This is a genomic window from Pseudoclavibacter sp. CFCC 13796, assembly GCF_008831185.1.
GTDB lineage: Bacteria > Actinomycetota > Actinomycetes > Actinomycetales > Microbacteriaceae > Pseudoclavibacter_A.
Genome location: NZ_WBKD01000002.1, coordinates 262,412 through 277,879, shown reverse-complemented (window position 1 = coordinate 277,879; position 15,468 = coordinate 262,412). Strand labels below are relative to the sequence as shown.

Annotated in this window: 11 protein-coding genes; 4 read left to right on the top strand and 7 right to left on the bottom strand. The window is 66.8% G+C overall.

Annotated elements, in window-relative coordinates; all coding sequences use genetic code 11:
• Positions 1-18: 18 nt before the first annotated feature.
• The 5 genes from F8O07_RS10195 to xseA form a co-directional block, all read right to left on the bottom strand.
• Entirely contained in the window at positions 19-1,410 is a 1,392-nt protein-coding gene (locus tag F8O07_RS10195) for a class II fumarate hydratase (protein ID WP_225733282.1), read from the bottom strand.
• A 67-nt stretch (positions 1,411-1,477) separates the two neighbouring features.
• The gene (locus F8O07_RS10190) at positions 1,478-2,149 is read right to left on the bottom strand and encodes a carbonic anhydrase (protein WP_158032081.1); all 672 of its coding nucleotides are present in this window, start codon (positions 2,147-2,149) and stop codon (positions 1,478-1,480) included.
• A 44-nt stretch (positions 2,150-2,193) separates the two neighbouring features.
• Positions 2,194-2,862, bottom strand: coding sequence for a DUF4245 domain-containing protein (locus tag F8O07_RS10185; protein ID WP_158032080.1), 669 nt, complete (start codon positions 2,860-2,862; stop codon positions 2,194-2,196).
• Positions 2,849-3,169, bottom strand: a complete 321-nt coding sequence (locus tag F8O07_RS10180) for an exodeoxyribonuclease VII small subunit (RefSeq protein ID WP_158032079.1) — start codon at positions 3,167-3,169, stop codon at positions 2,849-2,851. The genes F8O07_RS10185 and F8O07_RS10180 overlap by 14 nt, the downstream gene beginning before the upstream one ends.
• 10 nt (positions 3,170-3,179) lie before the next feature.
• Complete coding sequence (xseA, locus tag F8O07_RS10175; RefSeq protein WP_158032078.1) at positions 3,180-4,439, bottom strand: exodeoxyribonuclease VII large subunit; 1,260 nt, start codon at positions 4,437-4,439, stop codon at positions 3,180-3,182.
• A gap of 233 nt (positions 4,440-4,672) precedes the next feature.
• Between xseA and F8O07_RS10170 the strand changes: the two genes are divergently transcribed.
• Positions 4,673-5,686 (top strand): 4-hydroxy-3-methylbut-2-enyl diphosphate reductase, encoded by a 1,014-nt coding sequence (locus F8O07_RS10170; RefSeq protein WP_225733294.1) that lies wholly within the window; start codon positions 4,673-4,675, stop codon positions 5,684-5,686.
• Between the two features lie 154 nt (positions 5,687-5,840).
• On the opposite strand, the gene F8O07_RS10165 is transcribed toward F8O07_RS10170, so the two are convergent.
• Positions 5,841-7,343, bottom strand: a complete 1,503-nt coding sequence (locus F8O07_RS10165) for a DEAD/DEAH box helicase (RefSeq protein ID WP_158032076.1) — start codon at positions 7,341-7,343, stop codon at positions 5,841-5,843.
• Positions 7,344-7,525: 182 nt separating this feature from the next.
• Between F8O07_RS10165 and F8O07_RS10160 the strand changes: the two genes are divergently transcribed.
• Positions 7,526-8,290: a ferritin-like fold-containing protein gene (locus F8O07_RS10160; protein WP_192496761.1), complete on the top strand. Its 765-nt coding sequence runs from the start codon at positions 7,526-7,528 to the stop codon at positions 8,288-8,290.
• Between the two features lie 63 nt (positions 8,291-8,353).
• Here F8O07_RS10160 and F8O07_RS10155 read toward each other — a convergent pair whose 3' ends face one another.
• Entirely contained in the window at positions 8,354-8,578 is a 225-nt protein-coding gene (locus tag F8O07_RS10155) for a DUF3107 domain-containing protein (RefSeq protein WP_158032074.1), read from the bottom strand.
• 207 nt (positions 8,579-8,785) lie between these two features.
• Here F8O07_RS10155 and F8O07_RS10150 point away from each other — a divergent pair, with 207 nt between their 5' ends.
• Both F8O07_RS10150 and F8O07_RS10145 read left to right on the top strand, forming a co-directional pair.
• Positions 8,786-12,175: an ATP-dependent helicase gene (locus F8O07_RS10150; RefSeq protein ID WP_158032073.1), complete on the top strand. Its 3,390-nt coding sequence runs from the start codon at positions 8,786-8,788 to the stop codon at positions 12,173-12,175.
• Positions 12,172-15,468, top strand: a complete 3,297-nt coding sequence (locus F8O07_RS10145; protein WP_158032072.1) for an ATP-dependent DNA helicase — start codon at positions 12,172-12,174, stop codon at positions 15,466-15,468. The genes F8O07_RS10150 and F8O07_RS10145 overlap by 4 nt, the downstream gene beginning before the upstream one ends.

Here is a 15,468-nt window from a genome sequence, read left to right as displayed (position 1 = left end):
CCGCAGGAAGCGTGTGAATCAGAGGTTGGGCGAGGTCATCGACAGCACATCGAGGGCCTTGTCAAGCTGCTCTTCGGTGATCTCGCCGCGCTCGACGAAGCCGAGAGCGATGGTCGCCTCACGCACGGTGACCTTGTTGGCCACGGCGTACTTGGCGATCTTTGCTGCGTTCTCATAGCCGATCACGCGGTTCAGTGGCGTGACGATCGACGGTGACGACTCTGCCAGCTGGCGAGCACGCTCGACGTTGACCTTGATGCCGTCGACGGTCTTGACCGCGAGCAGGTGCGTCGAGTTCGTGAGCAGACGGATCGACTCCAGCAGGGCATTGGCGATCACCGGAATCTGCACGTTGAGCTCGAAGTTGCCCGAGGCACCAGCCCAGGTCGCAACCGTGTCGTTGCCGATGACGCGCGAGGCGACCTGCAGCACCGCCTCGGGAATCACCGGGTTGACCTTGCCTGGCATGATCGATGAGCCGGGCTGCAGATCGGGCAGGTGCAGCTCGCCCAGACCGGCGTTGGGGCCTGATGACGCCCAGCGCAGATCGTTCTGAATCTTGATCAGGCTGACGGCGATGGTACGCAGTGCGCCCGACGCCTCGACCAGTGCGTCACGTGCTCCCTGAGCCTCGAAGTGGTCTTTCGCCTCGGTGATGGGCAGCCCGGTGTCTTCGCGCAGCAGCTCGATGACCTTCTGCGGAAAGCCCTTGGGCGTGTTGATGCCGGTGCCGGTAGCCGTGCCGCCGAGCGGCACCTCTGCGACTCGTGGCAGAGCGGCCTCGACACGTTCGATGCCCAGACGAATCTGACGTGCGTAGCCGCCGAACTCCTGACCGACGGTGACCGGCGTGGCGTCCATCAGATGGGTGCGGCCGGCCTTGACGACATCCTTCCATTCGTCGCGCTTCGCTTCGAGCGAGCGAGCGAGCTCGTCGAGCGACGGAATGAGGTCTTCGAGCAGCGCGCCGGTGACGGCCACGTGCACCGAGGTCGGGAACACATCGTTCGACGACTGCGAGGCGTTCACGTTGTCGTTCGGGTGCACGGGCTTGCCGAGTGCCTGCGACGCGAGCGTGGCCAGCACCTCGTTGGTGTTCATGTTCGACGAAGTGCCCGAACCCGTCTGGTACACGTCGATCGGAAAGTGCTGATCGTACTCGCCGGTGACGACCTTGTCAGCGGCGTCGGCGATCGCCTGAGCGATGTCACGGTCGAGAATGCCGAGTTCGGCGTTCGCCAGGGCGGCGGCCTTCTTGATGTGCGCCAGCGCGGCGATGTGCCGGTGCTCCAGTCCGGTTCCCGAGATCGGGAAGTTCTCGACGGCTCGCTGCGTCTGCGCGCCGTAGAGCGCGTCAGCAGGAACCCTGACCTCTCCCATGGTGTCGTGCTCGATGCGGTATTCGGTCACTGTTACAGCCTTTCTTTCTGTTCTGTGCTGCGTTGCACGTGCAGCTTCGAGGTGGATGCGGCGGGGGTCAGTGTGACAGTTCGCGTCCGGCGTTGCTCGCGGTTGTCTGTCCGATGTCGAGGCCGCGAGCGGTGATGGGCCGCACGCGTGAGGTGCTCAGATCGTAGATGGCGCCGACGACGGCGGTCTCGCCCCGGGTCACTGCAGCGGCGACGAGTTCAGAACGCTCCATGATCGCCTGCACCGTGTTCTCGACCTGCAGCTCGCCGATGTGTCGCGGCGAGGAGTCGCCGTCGCGCTCGGCCTGCGTGACCGCCGGTTTGATGCGGTGCAGCAGCTCTTCGAGAAAATAGCCGGGAGGCGTCGGCTGTGCCGGGTCGGCGGCCGCGATGGCTCCGGCGATCGCGCCGCAGCTCTCGTGGCCCATGACCATCACCAGGGGAACGTGCAGCGAGCCGACCGCGAACTCGATCGATCCGAGGATGCTGGTTCCGATGACTGCGCCGGCGTTGCGAACCACGAAGAGGTCGCCGAGGCCTACGTCGAACACGATCTCGGCAGGCACACGGGAGTCACCACAGCCCAAGATGACGGCTTTGGGAGACTGCCCGGTCAGAAGCTCCTGCCGGCGAGCCTCATCGCGATGCGGGTGGCGACAGCGCATCGTGGCGAAGCGATCGTTGCCCTCCTGCAGGTCGTTCCACACCTCTTGGGGCGTACCAAGATCCAGCTCGCTCATGGCTCTCCTTCGTGCCGGTGTGCGACGGTTCGTCCGATCGGGGGTCAGCTGTTCAGCGAGGTCAAAGTCGCGTCGATCAGCTGGGCGAACTCGTCGTCATCGGCTGTTCCGTTGAAGATCAGTGTAGTTCCCGAGACCTCGGTGGTCAGCGCGTAGTTGTTCTGTCCCTTCTGAAAGTCGGGGGAGTCGCGCTGGTCATAGACGGTGAACGTGTGGCCGGAGAGGTCGATCTGCCCGGTTGGACGTCGGCCGTCGAGGTCTTGGCTGACCCAGGTCGGGTTCGCGCCCTTGACCTGCTCGAAGCGGATGTACTGGTGTTTCGGCGTGAGGAATCCGATCGTCCACACCTGCAGCTGGTTCGTCGGCTCCTGGTCGATGTCGGCACGATTCGCTTGCCAACCGGAGCCCGGCTCGGGAACGGCGAGGCGCCAGTCGACGGTCGGCTGGATGCCCTGTGCCGTGCCCTGGTAGTCGACGGCGTTGTGCATCGGCGAGTCGTCTCGCGGCACCACGACGAGCATCAGCACGAGGACTCCCACGCACGCGATGATCGCCAGAATCAGATTGCGCAGCGTCTGCTGGGCGCGGTGCTTCTTGGCCGAATCAGAGGCCTGCGACGGCACCGGGCCGCGCGGAGGCTCCCCTGCGCCGGACTGCGTCGATGTTGTTGCTGCTGCTGGAACAGTGGACTCTGTCTGATCAGAAGACGTCATCGTCGCCTGGGGTCGTCGCGGACGCGCCGGTTGCGTCTTGGTCGGCTGCCCCCGGTTCAGCGGCACCGGCTGTTGCAGCGCTCTGCTGACCGGCGGCAGAGGCCTCTTGTGCGGCTTCGAGGCGCTGGCGGGCACCGGTCAGCCACTGCTCGCAGCGGTCGGCGAGGGCCGTGCCGCGTTCCCAGAGTTCGAGCGACTCTTCGAGGGTCGCACCGCCCTGCTCGAGACGGTTGACCGTCTCGGCCAACTGGTCGCGGGCGGTCTCGTATGAGAGGTCGGCGACCTCTTGTGCGTAGTCGTGAGCCATGATCGACAGTCTACTTTCTCTCTGATGCGGCGAGATGATGGTCTGAAATCTGGTCGACGGTGCTCTGCAGCTCGCCTTCGGCGAACAGCACAGTGATCTGCTGCCCGACGGCCGCATCGGCCGCGTTCGTGAGCACGGTGCCGTCATCACGCCGGGCGATTGAGTACCCGCGCCTGAGCGTGGCGAGAGGCGACAGCGCGACGAGGTGCCCACGCAGAGCCTCGATCTGACTGTGCCCGCGCTCGAGCGTGCGAACGAAGAGCTCGGAAGACCGATCTCGCAGCCGATTGACGTCTTCGGCACGTTCGTGCAGCATCCACTCGGGGTCGCGCATGACCGGGCGGCTGCGCAGCTGCACCAGTCGTTCGTGCTCGTTGCGCAGACGACCACTCATCGCGGTCAGCAGCCGGGTGCGCGCCTGCGTGGCGCGCAGCAGCTCGTCAGAGACGTCTGGCACCACGCGCTTGGCGGCGTCGGTCGGAGTCGACGCACGCAGATCAGCGACCTCGTCGAGCAGGGGACGATCGTTCTCGTGGCCGATGGCGCTGACGATCGGCGTGTGTGCTGCGGCCGCTGTGCGCAGCACCCGTTCGTCGCTGAAGCCGAGCAGATGCTGAAAATCGCCGCCGCCGCGGGCGATGATGATGACCTCGACCTCAGGGTCGGCGTCGAGCTGCTGGATCGCGGCCACGACTTCGTCAGGCACGCGTTCGCCCTGAACGGCGGTGTGGATCGTGCGGAAGCGCACAGCCGGCCAGCGCAGGGCGGAGTTGCGCAGCACGTCTTTCTCAGCGTCTGAGTTCGCTCCCGTGATGAGCCCGATCATGCCCGGCAGAAACGGCAGGCGCCGCTTGCGGTCGGTCGAGAAGAGCCCCTCGGCGGCCAGCTGCCGGCGCAGGCGTTCGAGCCGTTCGAGCAGCTCGCCCAGCCCGGCATGGCGCAGCTGTGAGGTCACGAAGGTGAGTGAGCCGCCCTTGGGCCAGTAATTCGGTGTGAAGAGCCCGACGACGCGGTCGCCCTGACTGAACTCGCCGAGATCGATGCGTCGAGCGGTCGACGACCAGATGGCGAACGAGAACGTGGCGTCCTGCTCGAGGTCTTTGAGCTTGCCGAAGACGTTGCCACCGCGCACGTTCCACTGGGTGATCTCGCCTTCGACCCAGATGCCGCCGAGACGGTCGATGTAGCCCTTGAGCTGTTTCGCCACTCGCGCGACCGACCAAGGTGCGTCGGCCGTCGCTGGGCCGTCGTGCTGAACCTGCTCGCTCATCGTGCTCCTGTCTCATGTCATCCGCGCTGCGGCAGCACCATGTCTGGTTCGCCACACGGCCCGCCGCTCTGCCAGCAGCTCGTGCCGCCGCACCTCCTCTGACAGCTGGCCGCGTGCCGAGCGCGCAGTCAGCTGCTGCGGCAACGGTGGCACCGTATCATGGAGGTGTGACACCAGAAGCCGCGAACGATCCCGTCTTCGTGCCGACTCCACGCGTTCCCCGCGCAGCGCCGGTGTTGCCGGTGATCGCTGATGATGACAGTCTGCCCCCTCGACGGGTGCTGCTGGCAGCCCCACGCGGATACTGTGCAGGAGTCGACCGCGCCGTCGTGGCTGTGCAGAGAGCGCTCAAGATCTATGGCGCCCCCGTCTACGTGCGCAAACAGATCGTGCACAACAGACATGTCGTCGCAGAACTCGAGCAAGACGGAGCCGTCTTCGTCGAAGAACTCGACGAGGTGCCCGTCGGCGCCCACGTCGTCTTCAGCGCACACGGCGTCGCGCCGAGCGTCGTCGCCGAGGCCGAAGAACGAGAGCTGCAGGCCATCGACGCCACGTGCCCGCTCGTCACCAAAGTGCATCGCGAGGCGAAGCGATACGCGAAACAGGACTACGACATCCTCTTGATCGGCCACCGCGGCCACGAAGAGGTCGAAGGCACCTCGGGCGAGGCACCCGACCACGTGCAGATCGTGAACGATCCCAGCGAGGTCGACAAAGTGGTTGTGCGTGACCCGGCGAAGACCGTCTGGCTCAGCCAGACCACGCTCTCGGTCGACGAGACCATGCGCACGGTCGAGCGGCTGCGCGAGCGCTTTCCCGAGCTGGTCAGCCCGCCGAGCGACGACATCTGCTACGCCACGTCGAACCGTCAGATTGCGATCAAGAACATCGCGGCGCGCTCCGATCTCGTGCTGGTCGTCGGCTCGTCCAATTCGTCGAACACGATGCGGCTCGTCGATGTCGCCCTCGATCACGGCGCTCGGACCGCGCATCGCATTGACTTCGCACATGAGATCGAGCCGGAATGGCTCGCCGGCGTGCGCACCATCGGCATCACCTCGGGTGCCTCGGTGCCCGACGTGCTCGTCGACGAAGTGCTGGCCGCGCTCGCCGAAGTCGGCTGGCACGACGTCGAAGAGGTGCGCACCGACGAAGAGGACCTCACGTTCTCACTGCCCAAGGAGCTGCGTCGCGATCTGGCGGCCGCCGGTGAAGAGGCCGGGCTGGGCGGTCACGACCGCTGAACCTGGACGCCCGCTGACCCGGACGCCCGCCTGCCCCGACCGATGAGGCCGCTGAACGTGCCACGGTGAGGTGCGCAGAAACGCGGGCGATCCGAAGACGCACACACCCATCGTGCATCTCGAATCGCCCGCGCTGCGTGCAGGTCAGGTTCGGCTATTCGGCTGAGGAGCCGGTCTGCTGACCGCTGCCCTGTGCGGCCTCGCCACCCTGACCATGGCTGCGGCGACGGCGACGGCGACGGGGCTTCGTGGTCGCGCCCGCCTGCTCCTGCTTCGTCTCGTCCTGCTGCCCGGCGTTCGAACGGTGGGCATCGCGCTGCCCGTCATGGTGCCGATCGCGGTCTCCATGCTCGCGTCCGCGGCCGTTGCCGCCGCGCCGTCCGTCGTGCGAGGCCTGGCCGTCGCGACCGCCGCGCCCGCCGCGATCATGACCGCCACGCGAGCTGTGACGCTCGTTGCTGCGCGTCGAGGCCTTGAGGCGGCCGGTGGCGTCTTCGGGAATGCTCAGGTCGCTGAACAGGTGCGGTGACGTCGAGTAGGTCTCGGTCGGCTCGGGCTGGCCGAAGTCGAGGGCCTTGTTGATCATGCCCCAGCGGGCGACGTCCTCCCAATCGACGAAGGTGACCGCGATGCCATGCTTGCCGGCGCGGCCGGTGCGGCCCACGCGGTGCAGATAGTCTTTCTCGTCTTCGGGGATGCTGTGGTTGATCACATGGGTGACGTCGTCGACGTCGATGCCGCGAGCGGCCACGTCGGTGGCGACCAGCACGTCGGCCTCGCCGTTGCGGAACTTGTTGAGGTTGCGCTCGCGCTGATCCTGGTTGAGGTCGCCGTGCACGGCGACGGCCTTGAACCCTCTGTCGTCGAGCTCGTCGGCCAGACGGCTCGCGGCGCGCTTGGTGCGGGTGAAGATGACGGTGCGTCCGCGGCCCTCGGCCTGCAGGATGCGACCGATGATCTCGTCTTTGTCGAGCGGGTGCGCGCGGTAGACGAAGTGGTCGATGTTGGCCTGGGTGAGGCCTTCGTCAGGATCGACGACCTGCACATGGATGGGGTGCGTCATGAAGCGGCGGCTCAGCGACACGATCGCTCCCGGCATGGTCGCCGAGAACAGCATGGTCTGGCGCACGTCGGGCAGCTTCGAGAAGATGCGCTCGACGTCGGGCAGAAAGCCCAAGTCGAGCATCTTGTCGGCTTCGTCGAGCACGACGAAGCGCACCCGACCGAGCTGCAGAATGTGCTGCTGGTTCAGGTCGAGCAGGCGGCCGGGGGTGCCTACGACGATCTGCGCGCCATCGTTCAGTGCGGCGATCTGATCGTCATATGACTTGCCGCCGTAGATCGCGGCGATCTTGACGTCGGGGCGGTGCGAAGCGGCGAACAGCAGGTCTTCGTATACCTGCTGTGCGAGCTCGCGGGTGGGCACGACCACGAGGGCCTGCACATGGTCTTCGGGGTGCTCGCCGAGCTCCTGCAGCACGGGAAGTCCGAAACCCAGAGTTTTGCCGGTGCCGGTCTTGGCCTGGCCGATGATGTCGTTGCCCTTGAGGGCGAGGGGGATGGCCTGTTCCTGAATGGGGAAGGCCGAATCGAAGCCCTTCTCGTCAAGGGCCGAGACGATGGTGTCGTCGATGTTCAGTTCTCTGAAGGTGGTCACGTGTGTTCTTTCATCTGCGCGCCGATCGGTGCTCGCGGGTCGGGAACGACGTGTGCGTCGCGTCACCGACCGGGCACCCAAGGCGCTGATCTCCACTGCCTGTCATCAGGCATCACCCCGATTCTACCGGGTCAGCGGCCGTTTGCCATCGGGCTGCACCGACTGCGGGTACGATTAAGCGCGTGTTCAAACTCTTTCGTCGTCGCCAGAAGGGCACCGAGCTGCGTGTTCGTTCGCGCTCGGAGTCTGCCCACACGTCTCGCCCGACGAACGTGCGCATCGACTTTCTCGCCCCGGACTCCGAGGTGCTGGTCGGCACGCTCGCCTATTTCAAACTGGCGGCGTTCGAGTATCTGACCGGCGTGCTGCCACTCATCGAGCAGCCCGACCTGCGTGCACAGACCGCTTCGGTCGCCGAAGAGCTGCTCACTCGGCACCGTCATTATCGAGGTGCGTTCGGTCAGGGAGACAGCGAGCTGACCTTCGGCGGCGTGCAGGTGCATCAGGCCGACTCTGACGAACTGTGGTCTCGGCTCAGCCCGAATCTGTGGCAGGAGGCGGTGCTCGCCGTCTATCTGGTCGACGGGTTCGCCGACGACTTCGTGGCACGGCTCGGCAAGGGTGCGAAACTGCGCACGGGCCTGCGCTGGCCGGTCGCCGAGCGCTCTGAAACGGATGCCGCGCTTGCGGTGCTCGCACAGGAGATCGAGCGAACGGACTGGCTTGCCGATCGGCTGGCGATGTGGGGGCGTCGCCTGGTGGGCGATTCGCTGCTGTGGTGCCGCGCGCTCATGGTGCTGCCGGATCCGGTGCTGCGTGCGCTGCGTGACACGTCGCTGCATCGCGATGACGAAGTGCAGCAGGTGATCTCGCAGATCGAGGCGGTGCACGCCGACCTCATCGCGGGTCACACGGCGCGCATGGAGAGGCTCGGGCTCACCGCCTAGCGTTTTCGCGTCTCTTGTCAGGTCGGCGAGCCCGCAGCCTCAGCTGCTCGGGATGCTGCCTCGTCAGGAGACGAAGCCGACGCGGCGGGTCTCCTGCGGGCCGACCTCGACGTAGGCGATGCCGGCTGAGGGCACGACGAAGAGGCGCCCCTTGTCATCGATCAGTTTGAGCACGCCGTGCTCATCGGCGATGGCCGTGCTGACCGCATCGGTCACCTCTTCCGGCTTCTGAGCCGATTCGAAGCTGAGCTCACGAGCGCTCTGTCGAACACCGATTCTGACCTCCATAGGGACTCCTCACTCTGGTCTGCGAAACGCTCATATCGAGCAGTCTCAAGACGACGACATGCGGGTCTCAGTCTAGGTCACCGCCGATCTCGGGGCCGACGGAGTCAGACCTCTCAGGGTCCATTTCCGCTCTCGGCGCACAAATCCGCGTGGCATCCGCGCAGAGCTCTCATGAGTCGTGTCGGAGGGGTGTCGTACCGTTGAGACATGCCCGAGATCAGATTCATCACCAGTGCCTCCGCACCAGACCGGGTGCTCGACCGATCTGCGCTCGACGCGTCGCAGCTGCAGGTGATCGAGCGCTCACAGCAGAGCCATCTTCGTGTGCTGGGCGCCCCGGGAACAGGAAAGACGACCGCGCTCGCCGCCACGGTGCTCGACGCCCTCGACCGGGGCGTGCGCCCTGAGCAGATCTTGGTGATCGCCTCGTCGAGGCAGTCTGCGGCATCGCTGTCGACGCTGATCGACGTCGGGCTGCGCGACGTGTCGGCGAGCTCGCTCGTGCGCACGGCGGCGTCGCTCGCCTTCGAAGTGCTGCGCGCGGTGGCGCTGGCGCACGGCCAGACGCCGCCACGTCTGCTGACCGGTGGTGAGCAGGATCGCCTGCTGCAAGAGCTGTTGCAGGGCCATGAGACGGCGGATGTCGCAGGCGGTGCACTGCCCTGGCCGCCGGTGATCGGGCCCGAAGTGCGCGAGCTGCGCGGGTTCCGCACCGAGCTGCGAGAGCTCTTCGGCCGTGCGCATGAATACGCAGTGACCCCACAGGGCCTGGCAGAGCTCGGGCAGACGACGAACCGTGCCGAATGGGCGGCCGGAGCTCAGCTCTTCGACGAGTACCTCGCCGTGAAGAAGGCGATCGAAGAGACCGCGACGGCCTATGACTCCAGCGAACTCGTCTCAGCAGCGGCCGAGGTGCTGGCTGACCACCCTCCTGCAGAGCTCGGGGGTCTGCGACTGGTGCTCGTCGACGACCTCCAAGAGAGCACTGCCGCGCTGATCGGGCTGCTCCGGCCGCTCGTGCAGCGTGGCGCCCGGCTGGTGACCTTCGGCGATCCCGATCAGGCGACCAACGGGTTCCGCGGTGGTCGCCCCGATCTCGTCGCACGTCTGCACGACGAGATCGGCGTGCGTGCCGAGCAGGTCGTGCTCGAGAAGAGCCATCGGCTGCACGGCCAGCTTGCCCATGCCGTCAGCGAGATCATGCAGCACGTCGGTACGGCATCCGCCGGCGAACAGCGCCGGGCGCTGCAGGCGGCGGTCGAACGCCCAGAGACTGCCCAAAACCCAGAAGCTGTCGAAAGCCCAGAGGCTGCCGAAAACACCGATGCTGCCGAGAGCCAGACTGACGCCGGGTCAGCGCCGACGACTGAGGCGAAGACGAAGTCTGCAGGCCAAGGTGCCGGCAGAATCGCAGCGAAATCGTTTGCGACGTCGAGCGACGAGATCACCGGTGTGGCCGGCGTGCTGCGCCGGCGACATCTCGAAGAGCATCTGCCTTGGGCGCAGATGGCGATCGTGACGCGATCGTCAGGCGAGCTTGAGCAGCTCTCGCGGCAGCTCGCGGCAGCAGGCGTTCCGGTCTCGCTCTCGGGCGTCTCGGGAGCGCTGCGCGACGAGGCGGTGAACCTCGATCTGCTGCGCACCGTCGAGGTCGGCTGCGGGCTGCGCGAACTCGACGAGCAGGTCGTCACCGAACTGCTGACCGGGCCGCTCGGCGGGCTCGACGGCGTGCACCTCCGGCGTGTGCGGCGTGCGCTGCGCGAACACGAACTGGCCGGGGGCGGCGAGCGGCGCGCCTCCGCACTGCTCGTCGACGCCGTGCGCGGCGGCACCGGGCTGCCGCACGCCGGGCCGCTGGCCGGGGCAATCGCACAAGTCGACCGGCTCGCCGCCCTGCTGAGCGAGATCGCACACGGCAACGAGCGTCAGGCTCCGGCGGTCGAGCTGCTCTGGCTGGCCTGGCAGAGTGCCGGGGTCGCCGACGAGTGGCGCGAACAGGCGCTCAGCGGCGGGGTCGCCGCCGTCGATGCGAACCGCAGACTCGACGCCGTCGTCGCGCTTTTCGCCTCGGCACAGCGTCATGTCGAACGCTTTCCCGAAGCCGATGCCGGCGAGTTCGTCGAACAGCAGCTGCAGCAGAGCGTGCCCGAAGACTCGCTCGCCCACACGGGGCGTCGTGACGCCGTGTTCCTGGGGTCGGCGTCAGCGACGATCGGCCTCGAGTTCGACACAGTCGTGGTGATGGGGCTGCAAGACGGTGCCTGGCCGAACACCCGTCAGCGCAATACGCTGCTCGGCGCCGAACACCTCGTCGAGACGGTGCGCGGTCAGCACGACGTCGACCGCCGTCGAGAGGTGCTGCACGACGAGCTGCGCATGTTCGTGCAGGCGCTGAGCCGTGCGCGCTCGCATGTGCTGCTGACCACGGTGATCGACGAAGACAACGCGCCGAGCATGATGCTCAGAATGCTCGACGACATCGTCAGCACTGAACCGGCCGAAGGCGAAGAGTACGGCTGGTACACCCTGCGCGGCGTGGTCGGCACGCTCAGACGCCGACTCAACGAGCATCCGGACGACCAGATCGCCGCTCGGGCGCTGGTCGTGCTCGCGCACGCCGATGTGCGCGGAGCATCTCCGACCGAATGGTCCGGGCTGGCCGACCTGAGCACGACCGAGCCGCTCACCGAGCTCGATCCGTTCGCCGGCGACCTCGACGCTCCGCCCGCAGACGAGAATGTCGACAGCAGCGGGAGTCAGGAGGCAGTCGCAGCGACAGCGGCAGAAGCAGTCGAAGGGCCTCTGGTGCGGGTCTCTCCCTCGTCGCTGCAGATGTTCCAGAACGATCCGCTCGCCTGGTTCCTCGGGCACATCGGGGTCGACAGCGGAGGGATGTCCACCGGCATCGGCACGCTGATACACGAGGCCTTTCAGAAGGCCGAAGAAGAGCACCACCGTGATCTCGATCGTCTGGTCGGCCAGGTGCGCTCGCGGTGGGGCGAGCTCGACTTCGAGACGCCATGGCAGTCGCGCATGATGCTCGACGACGTCACCAATCGGCTGCGCAACATGCGTTCGTACATGCTTGACGCCGACAAGATCGGGGCGCGGGCGATCGCCCTCGAAGAGGGGTTCACCGCCGAGTGCGGCATCGCTGAGATCGTCGGAACCGTCGACCGCATCGAACAGCTGCCAGACGGGGCCGTCCGCATCATCGATCTCAAGACCGGCAAGCCTTTCAAAGAGGCCGAGGTGGCCGAGAACCTGCAGCTGCTGGCCTATCAGGTCGCTGTGGCCGCCGGAGCGGTCAACGGAGTCGACGCCTCGAAGCTGCAGCAGGCGATGCTCGTCTTCGTCGGCGGAGACCGCAAGAGCTACAAGCCGCTCGTGCAGGCGGCCCTCGACGCGCAGCAGCTCGCCAACGCACGTACCCTGGTCGACCAGCTCGCTCGGGGGATGGCCGGCAGTGAGTTCTGGGCCGACCTCGCCCGCACGAAACAGGGAGACGGCAGCGCGGCGACCACGCACATCCACACGCTCGGCGAGACCACGATGCCGGCTCGACAGCCGGTGCAGCACATTCAGGAGGCACAATGACGCAGCGAATCAGCGCGGCTCGCATCGCTGAGGCCGTCGGCATCTTTCCGCCGACTGATGAGCAGCGTCGAGTCATCGAGCACGAGGGCGACCAGCCTGCACTGGTGATCGCCGGCGCAGGTGCGGGCAAGACCGAGACGATGTCGCGTCGTGTGGTCTGGCTGGTGGCCAACGGGGTGGTCTCTCCAGACCAGGTGCTCGGACTCACATTCACCCGCAAGGCCGCCAGCGAGCTGTCGTCGCGCATCGACGGGGCGCTGCGGGCCCTCGTGCGCTCCGGGCTGGTCGACTCGGTCGACCTGAGCGAGCCGCCGTCTGTGTCGACCTACAACTCGTTCGCCAACATGCTCTTTCAGGACAACGCCCTGCGCATCGGTCGTGAGCCCGACTCGACGCTGCTCACCGAGGCCGGCGCCTGGGGGCTGGCCCACGAGGTCGTGCTCGCCTCTGACGATGAAGAGGCGCTCTACGAACTCGGCAAGTCGCCGACCCGAGTCGCCGAGATGCTGCTCACTCTCACGCATGCCATGATCGACAACAACGCCGAGCCAGATGACGTGCTGCGCTTCGCGCAGGAGTTCGCCAGGCTGTCCGAACTGCCGCCCAAACCGCGCGCTCGCAAGCCTGGGCCGGGCAAAGAGGTCACCGACAGCGTCTCGGCGGTGCAGAGTCTGCAGACGCTGGTGCCGCTCGCGGTCGAGTACCAGCGGCGCAAGCGCGAACGCGGGCTCATCGAGTACGCCGATCAGGTCGCCCTGGCGCTCGAAGCGATCAGGCGTGACCCGAGCGCGGCCGAGCCATATCGGCAGCAGTTCGACGCCGTGCTGCTCGACGAATACCAAGACACGTCGGTGTCGCAGACCCGGCTGCTCAGCACGCTTTTTCATGGGCAGCGGGTCATGGCCGTCGGTGACCCGAACCAGTCGATATACGGCTGGCGCGGAGCGAGCAGTGAGAATCTCGAGGGCTTTCACCGCGACTTCGGCACCGAGGGTGCTCCGGCGAACTTCGAGCTGGCGACGAGCTGGCGCAACAGCCGAAGCATCCTCGACGTCGCCAATGCCTTGGTCGCCGATGCCGGTGCCGATTCGTCGGTGCCCGTGGTGCGGCTGCAGTCACGGTCGGGAGCCCCAGACGGGGTGGTGCAGGTGTCGGTGTCGGCCGATCTCGAGGCTGAGGCAGATGCGGTCGCTGCCTGGATGCGCGATCGCATGTCCGACAGGTCCACCGGCTCGGTGCTGTTTCGCGCGCGTGCGCTGATGCCGGTCTTCGCGCAGGCGCTGGCCCGAGCCGGAGTGCCGCACGAGATCGTGGGCTTCGCCGGTGTGCTCGAAGCGCCCGAGGTCGTCGACCTGCTCAGTGCACTGCGCGTCGTGCACAGCGCCGACGCCGACAACTCGTTGGTGCGACTGCTGGCCGGTGCCAGGTGGCGGGTCGGCCCCGCCGACCTGCAGGCGCTCGGCAGCCTCGCCAGACAGCTGGCGAGCTATGACGCCGACCTGCAGAAGCTGGCCCCGGCAGTGCGCGAGCAGCTCAGGCAGTCGGTCGCCCGAGACGACCACGCCACGCTCGTCGACGCCCTCGATCTGATGGTCTCCGGGGGGCCTCGCGTCGAGCGTCTCATAACCCGCGCCGGGTTCTCGCGAACAGGCGCGCATCGGCTGTATGACGCGGGTGCGCTGCTGCGCTCGCTGCGCAGCCAGGCGCACCTGCCGCTCACCGAGTTCATGCGACTGGTCATCGAACGTCTGGGCATCGACGTCGAGCTGCGGGCCAACGAGAGCCTGCGCAGACCGATGCAGAATCTCGATGCGCTGCTCGCGAAGGCGAGCGAATACATGCACAGCGCTCCGGCCAGCACCCTCGGCGGTTTCCTCTCATGGATCGCCCAGGTCGAACGTCGAGAGCGTCTCTCGACTGAAGGGGCCCAAGCGCAGCAAGGCGTCGTGCAGCTGCTGACGGTGCATGCGGCCAAGGGGCTGGAATGGGATCACGTCGCGGTTCCGCGACTCGTCCAAGGTGAAATGCCGGCACGTCTGACCTCGACCAAGGGGTGGCTGTCAGCCGGTGAGCTGCCCTACGAGTTTCGCGGTGACCGCCTCGATCTGCCCGAGCTGGCCTGGCGCACCGCGGCCGATGCCGCTGAGTTCGGCGAGACGCTTGAAGCGTTCGGCGAACACGAGAAGCGTCGTCATCTCGACGAAGAACGCCGTATCGCCTACGTCGCATTCACCCGCGGACGCGACGACCTGCTGCTCTCCTGCTCCGCCTACCGGGCCGAGCGAGCTGGAGCGCGCACGCCGAGCGTCTTTCTCAGCGAGCTGGTCGAACGCGGCGTGCTGACCGATTTCTCGAACGAATTCACGGGGCAGCCCGAACCGGTCGACCACGGTGTCGACCAGTTTCCATGGCCGCAGGATCCGCTCGGCGCACGCCGAGCATCGGTCGCTGCTGCTGCGGCGGCCGTCGAAGCCGTCGAATCGGTGCCCGACGCCGCAGCGCTGGGCGCCGATCCTGCCACGTGGCCTGACATCGGCGGTTGGAAGGTGCCGATCGAAGCGCTGCTGAAAGAACGTGCCGATGCCGGCCGTGGGCTCAGCATCGAACTGCCGAGCCGCGTCGCCGCATCGCGCATGCACGAGTTCCTCACCGACCCCGTGGCCGTCGCGGCACAGCTGTATCGGCCGATGCCCACCGAACCGCACCGCGAGACCCGCGTCGGCACACTCTTTCACGAATGGGTCGAACGGCGCTACCGGGTCAGCGACCAGGAGTTCTCACTTACGACGGAGTCTCTCTTCGACGATCTGCAGCCGACGTCGGCCTTCGACGAGCAGGGCCGCCTCCGCGCCGACGGGCTCGATCCCGAGGAACGCCCCGGCACCGCGCCCACGGTGCTCGACGAACAGGCGAGCGCGCAGCTCGCACGGCTGCAAGAGACGTTCGAACGCAGTCGGTGGGCGACCGCTCAGCCGGTCGCCGTCGAGACGCAGATCCGTCTGCCGCTGGGCGACGTGCAGACCGTCTGCAAACTCGACGCGGTGTTCCGCACCGACGAGGGCTACGAAGTCGTCGACTGGAAGACCGGGCGGGCCCCGCAGACCGCGGGCGAACTCGAAGAGCGACAGATTCAGCTGGCGCTCTACCGTCTGGCCTGGGCTCAGCATGCCGGCGTCGACGTGGCCGACGTCTCGGCACGGTTCTACTACGTCGCAGACGACCGGGAGATCGCACCGTCACGTTTTTTCACGGCTGACGAGCTCGCCGAACGGTGGGCGACCATCGCCTCGTGA

Excerpts from the sequence above, each read along its gene's own strand:
- F8O07_RS10190 (WP_158032081.1), bottom strand. The coding sequence starts at position 2,149 with ATGAGCGAGCTGGATCTTGGTACGCCCCAAGAGGTGTGGAACGACCTG.
- F8O07_RS10185 (WP_158032080.1), bottom strand. The coding sequence starts at position 2,862 with ATGACGTCTTCTGATCAGACAGAGTCCACTGTTCCAGCAGCAGCAACA.
- F8O07_RS10180 (WP_158032079.1), bottom strand. The coding sequence starts at position 3,169 with ATGGCTCACGACTACGCACAAGAGGTCGCCGACCTCTCATACGAGACC.
- xseA (WP_158032078.1), bottom strand. The coding sequence starts at position 4,439 with ATGAGCGAGCAGGTTCAGCACGACGGCCCAGCGACGGCCGACGCACCT.
- F8O07_RS10155 (WP_158032074.1), bottom strand. The coding sequence starts at position 8,578 with ATGGAGGTCAGAATCGGTGTTCGACAGAGCGCTCGTGAGCTCAGCTTC.
- F8O07_RS10150 (WP_158032073.1), top strand. The coding sequence starts at position 8,786 with ATGCCCGAGATCAGATTCATCACCAGTGCCTCCGCACCAGACCGGGTG.
- F8O07_RS10145 (WP_158032072.1), top strand. The coding sequence starts at position 12,172 with ATGACGCAGCGAATCAGCGCGGCTCGCATCGCTGAGGCCGTCGGCATC.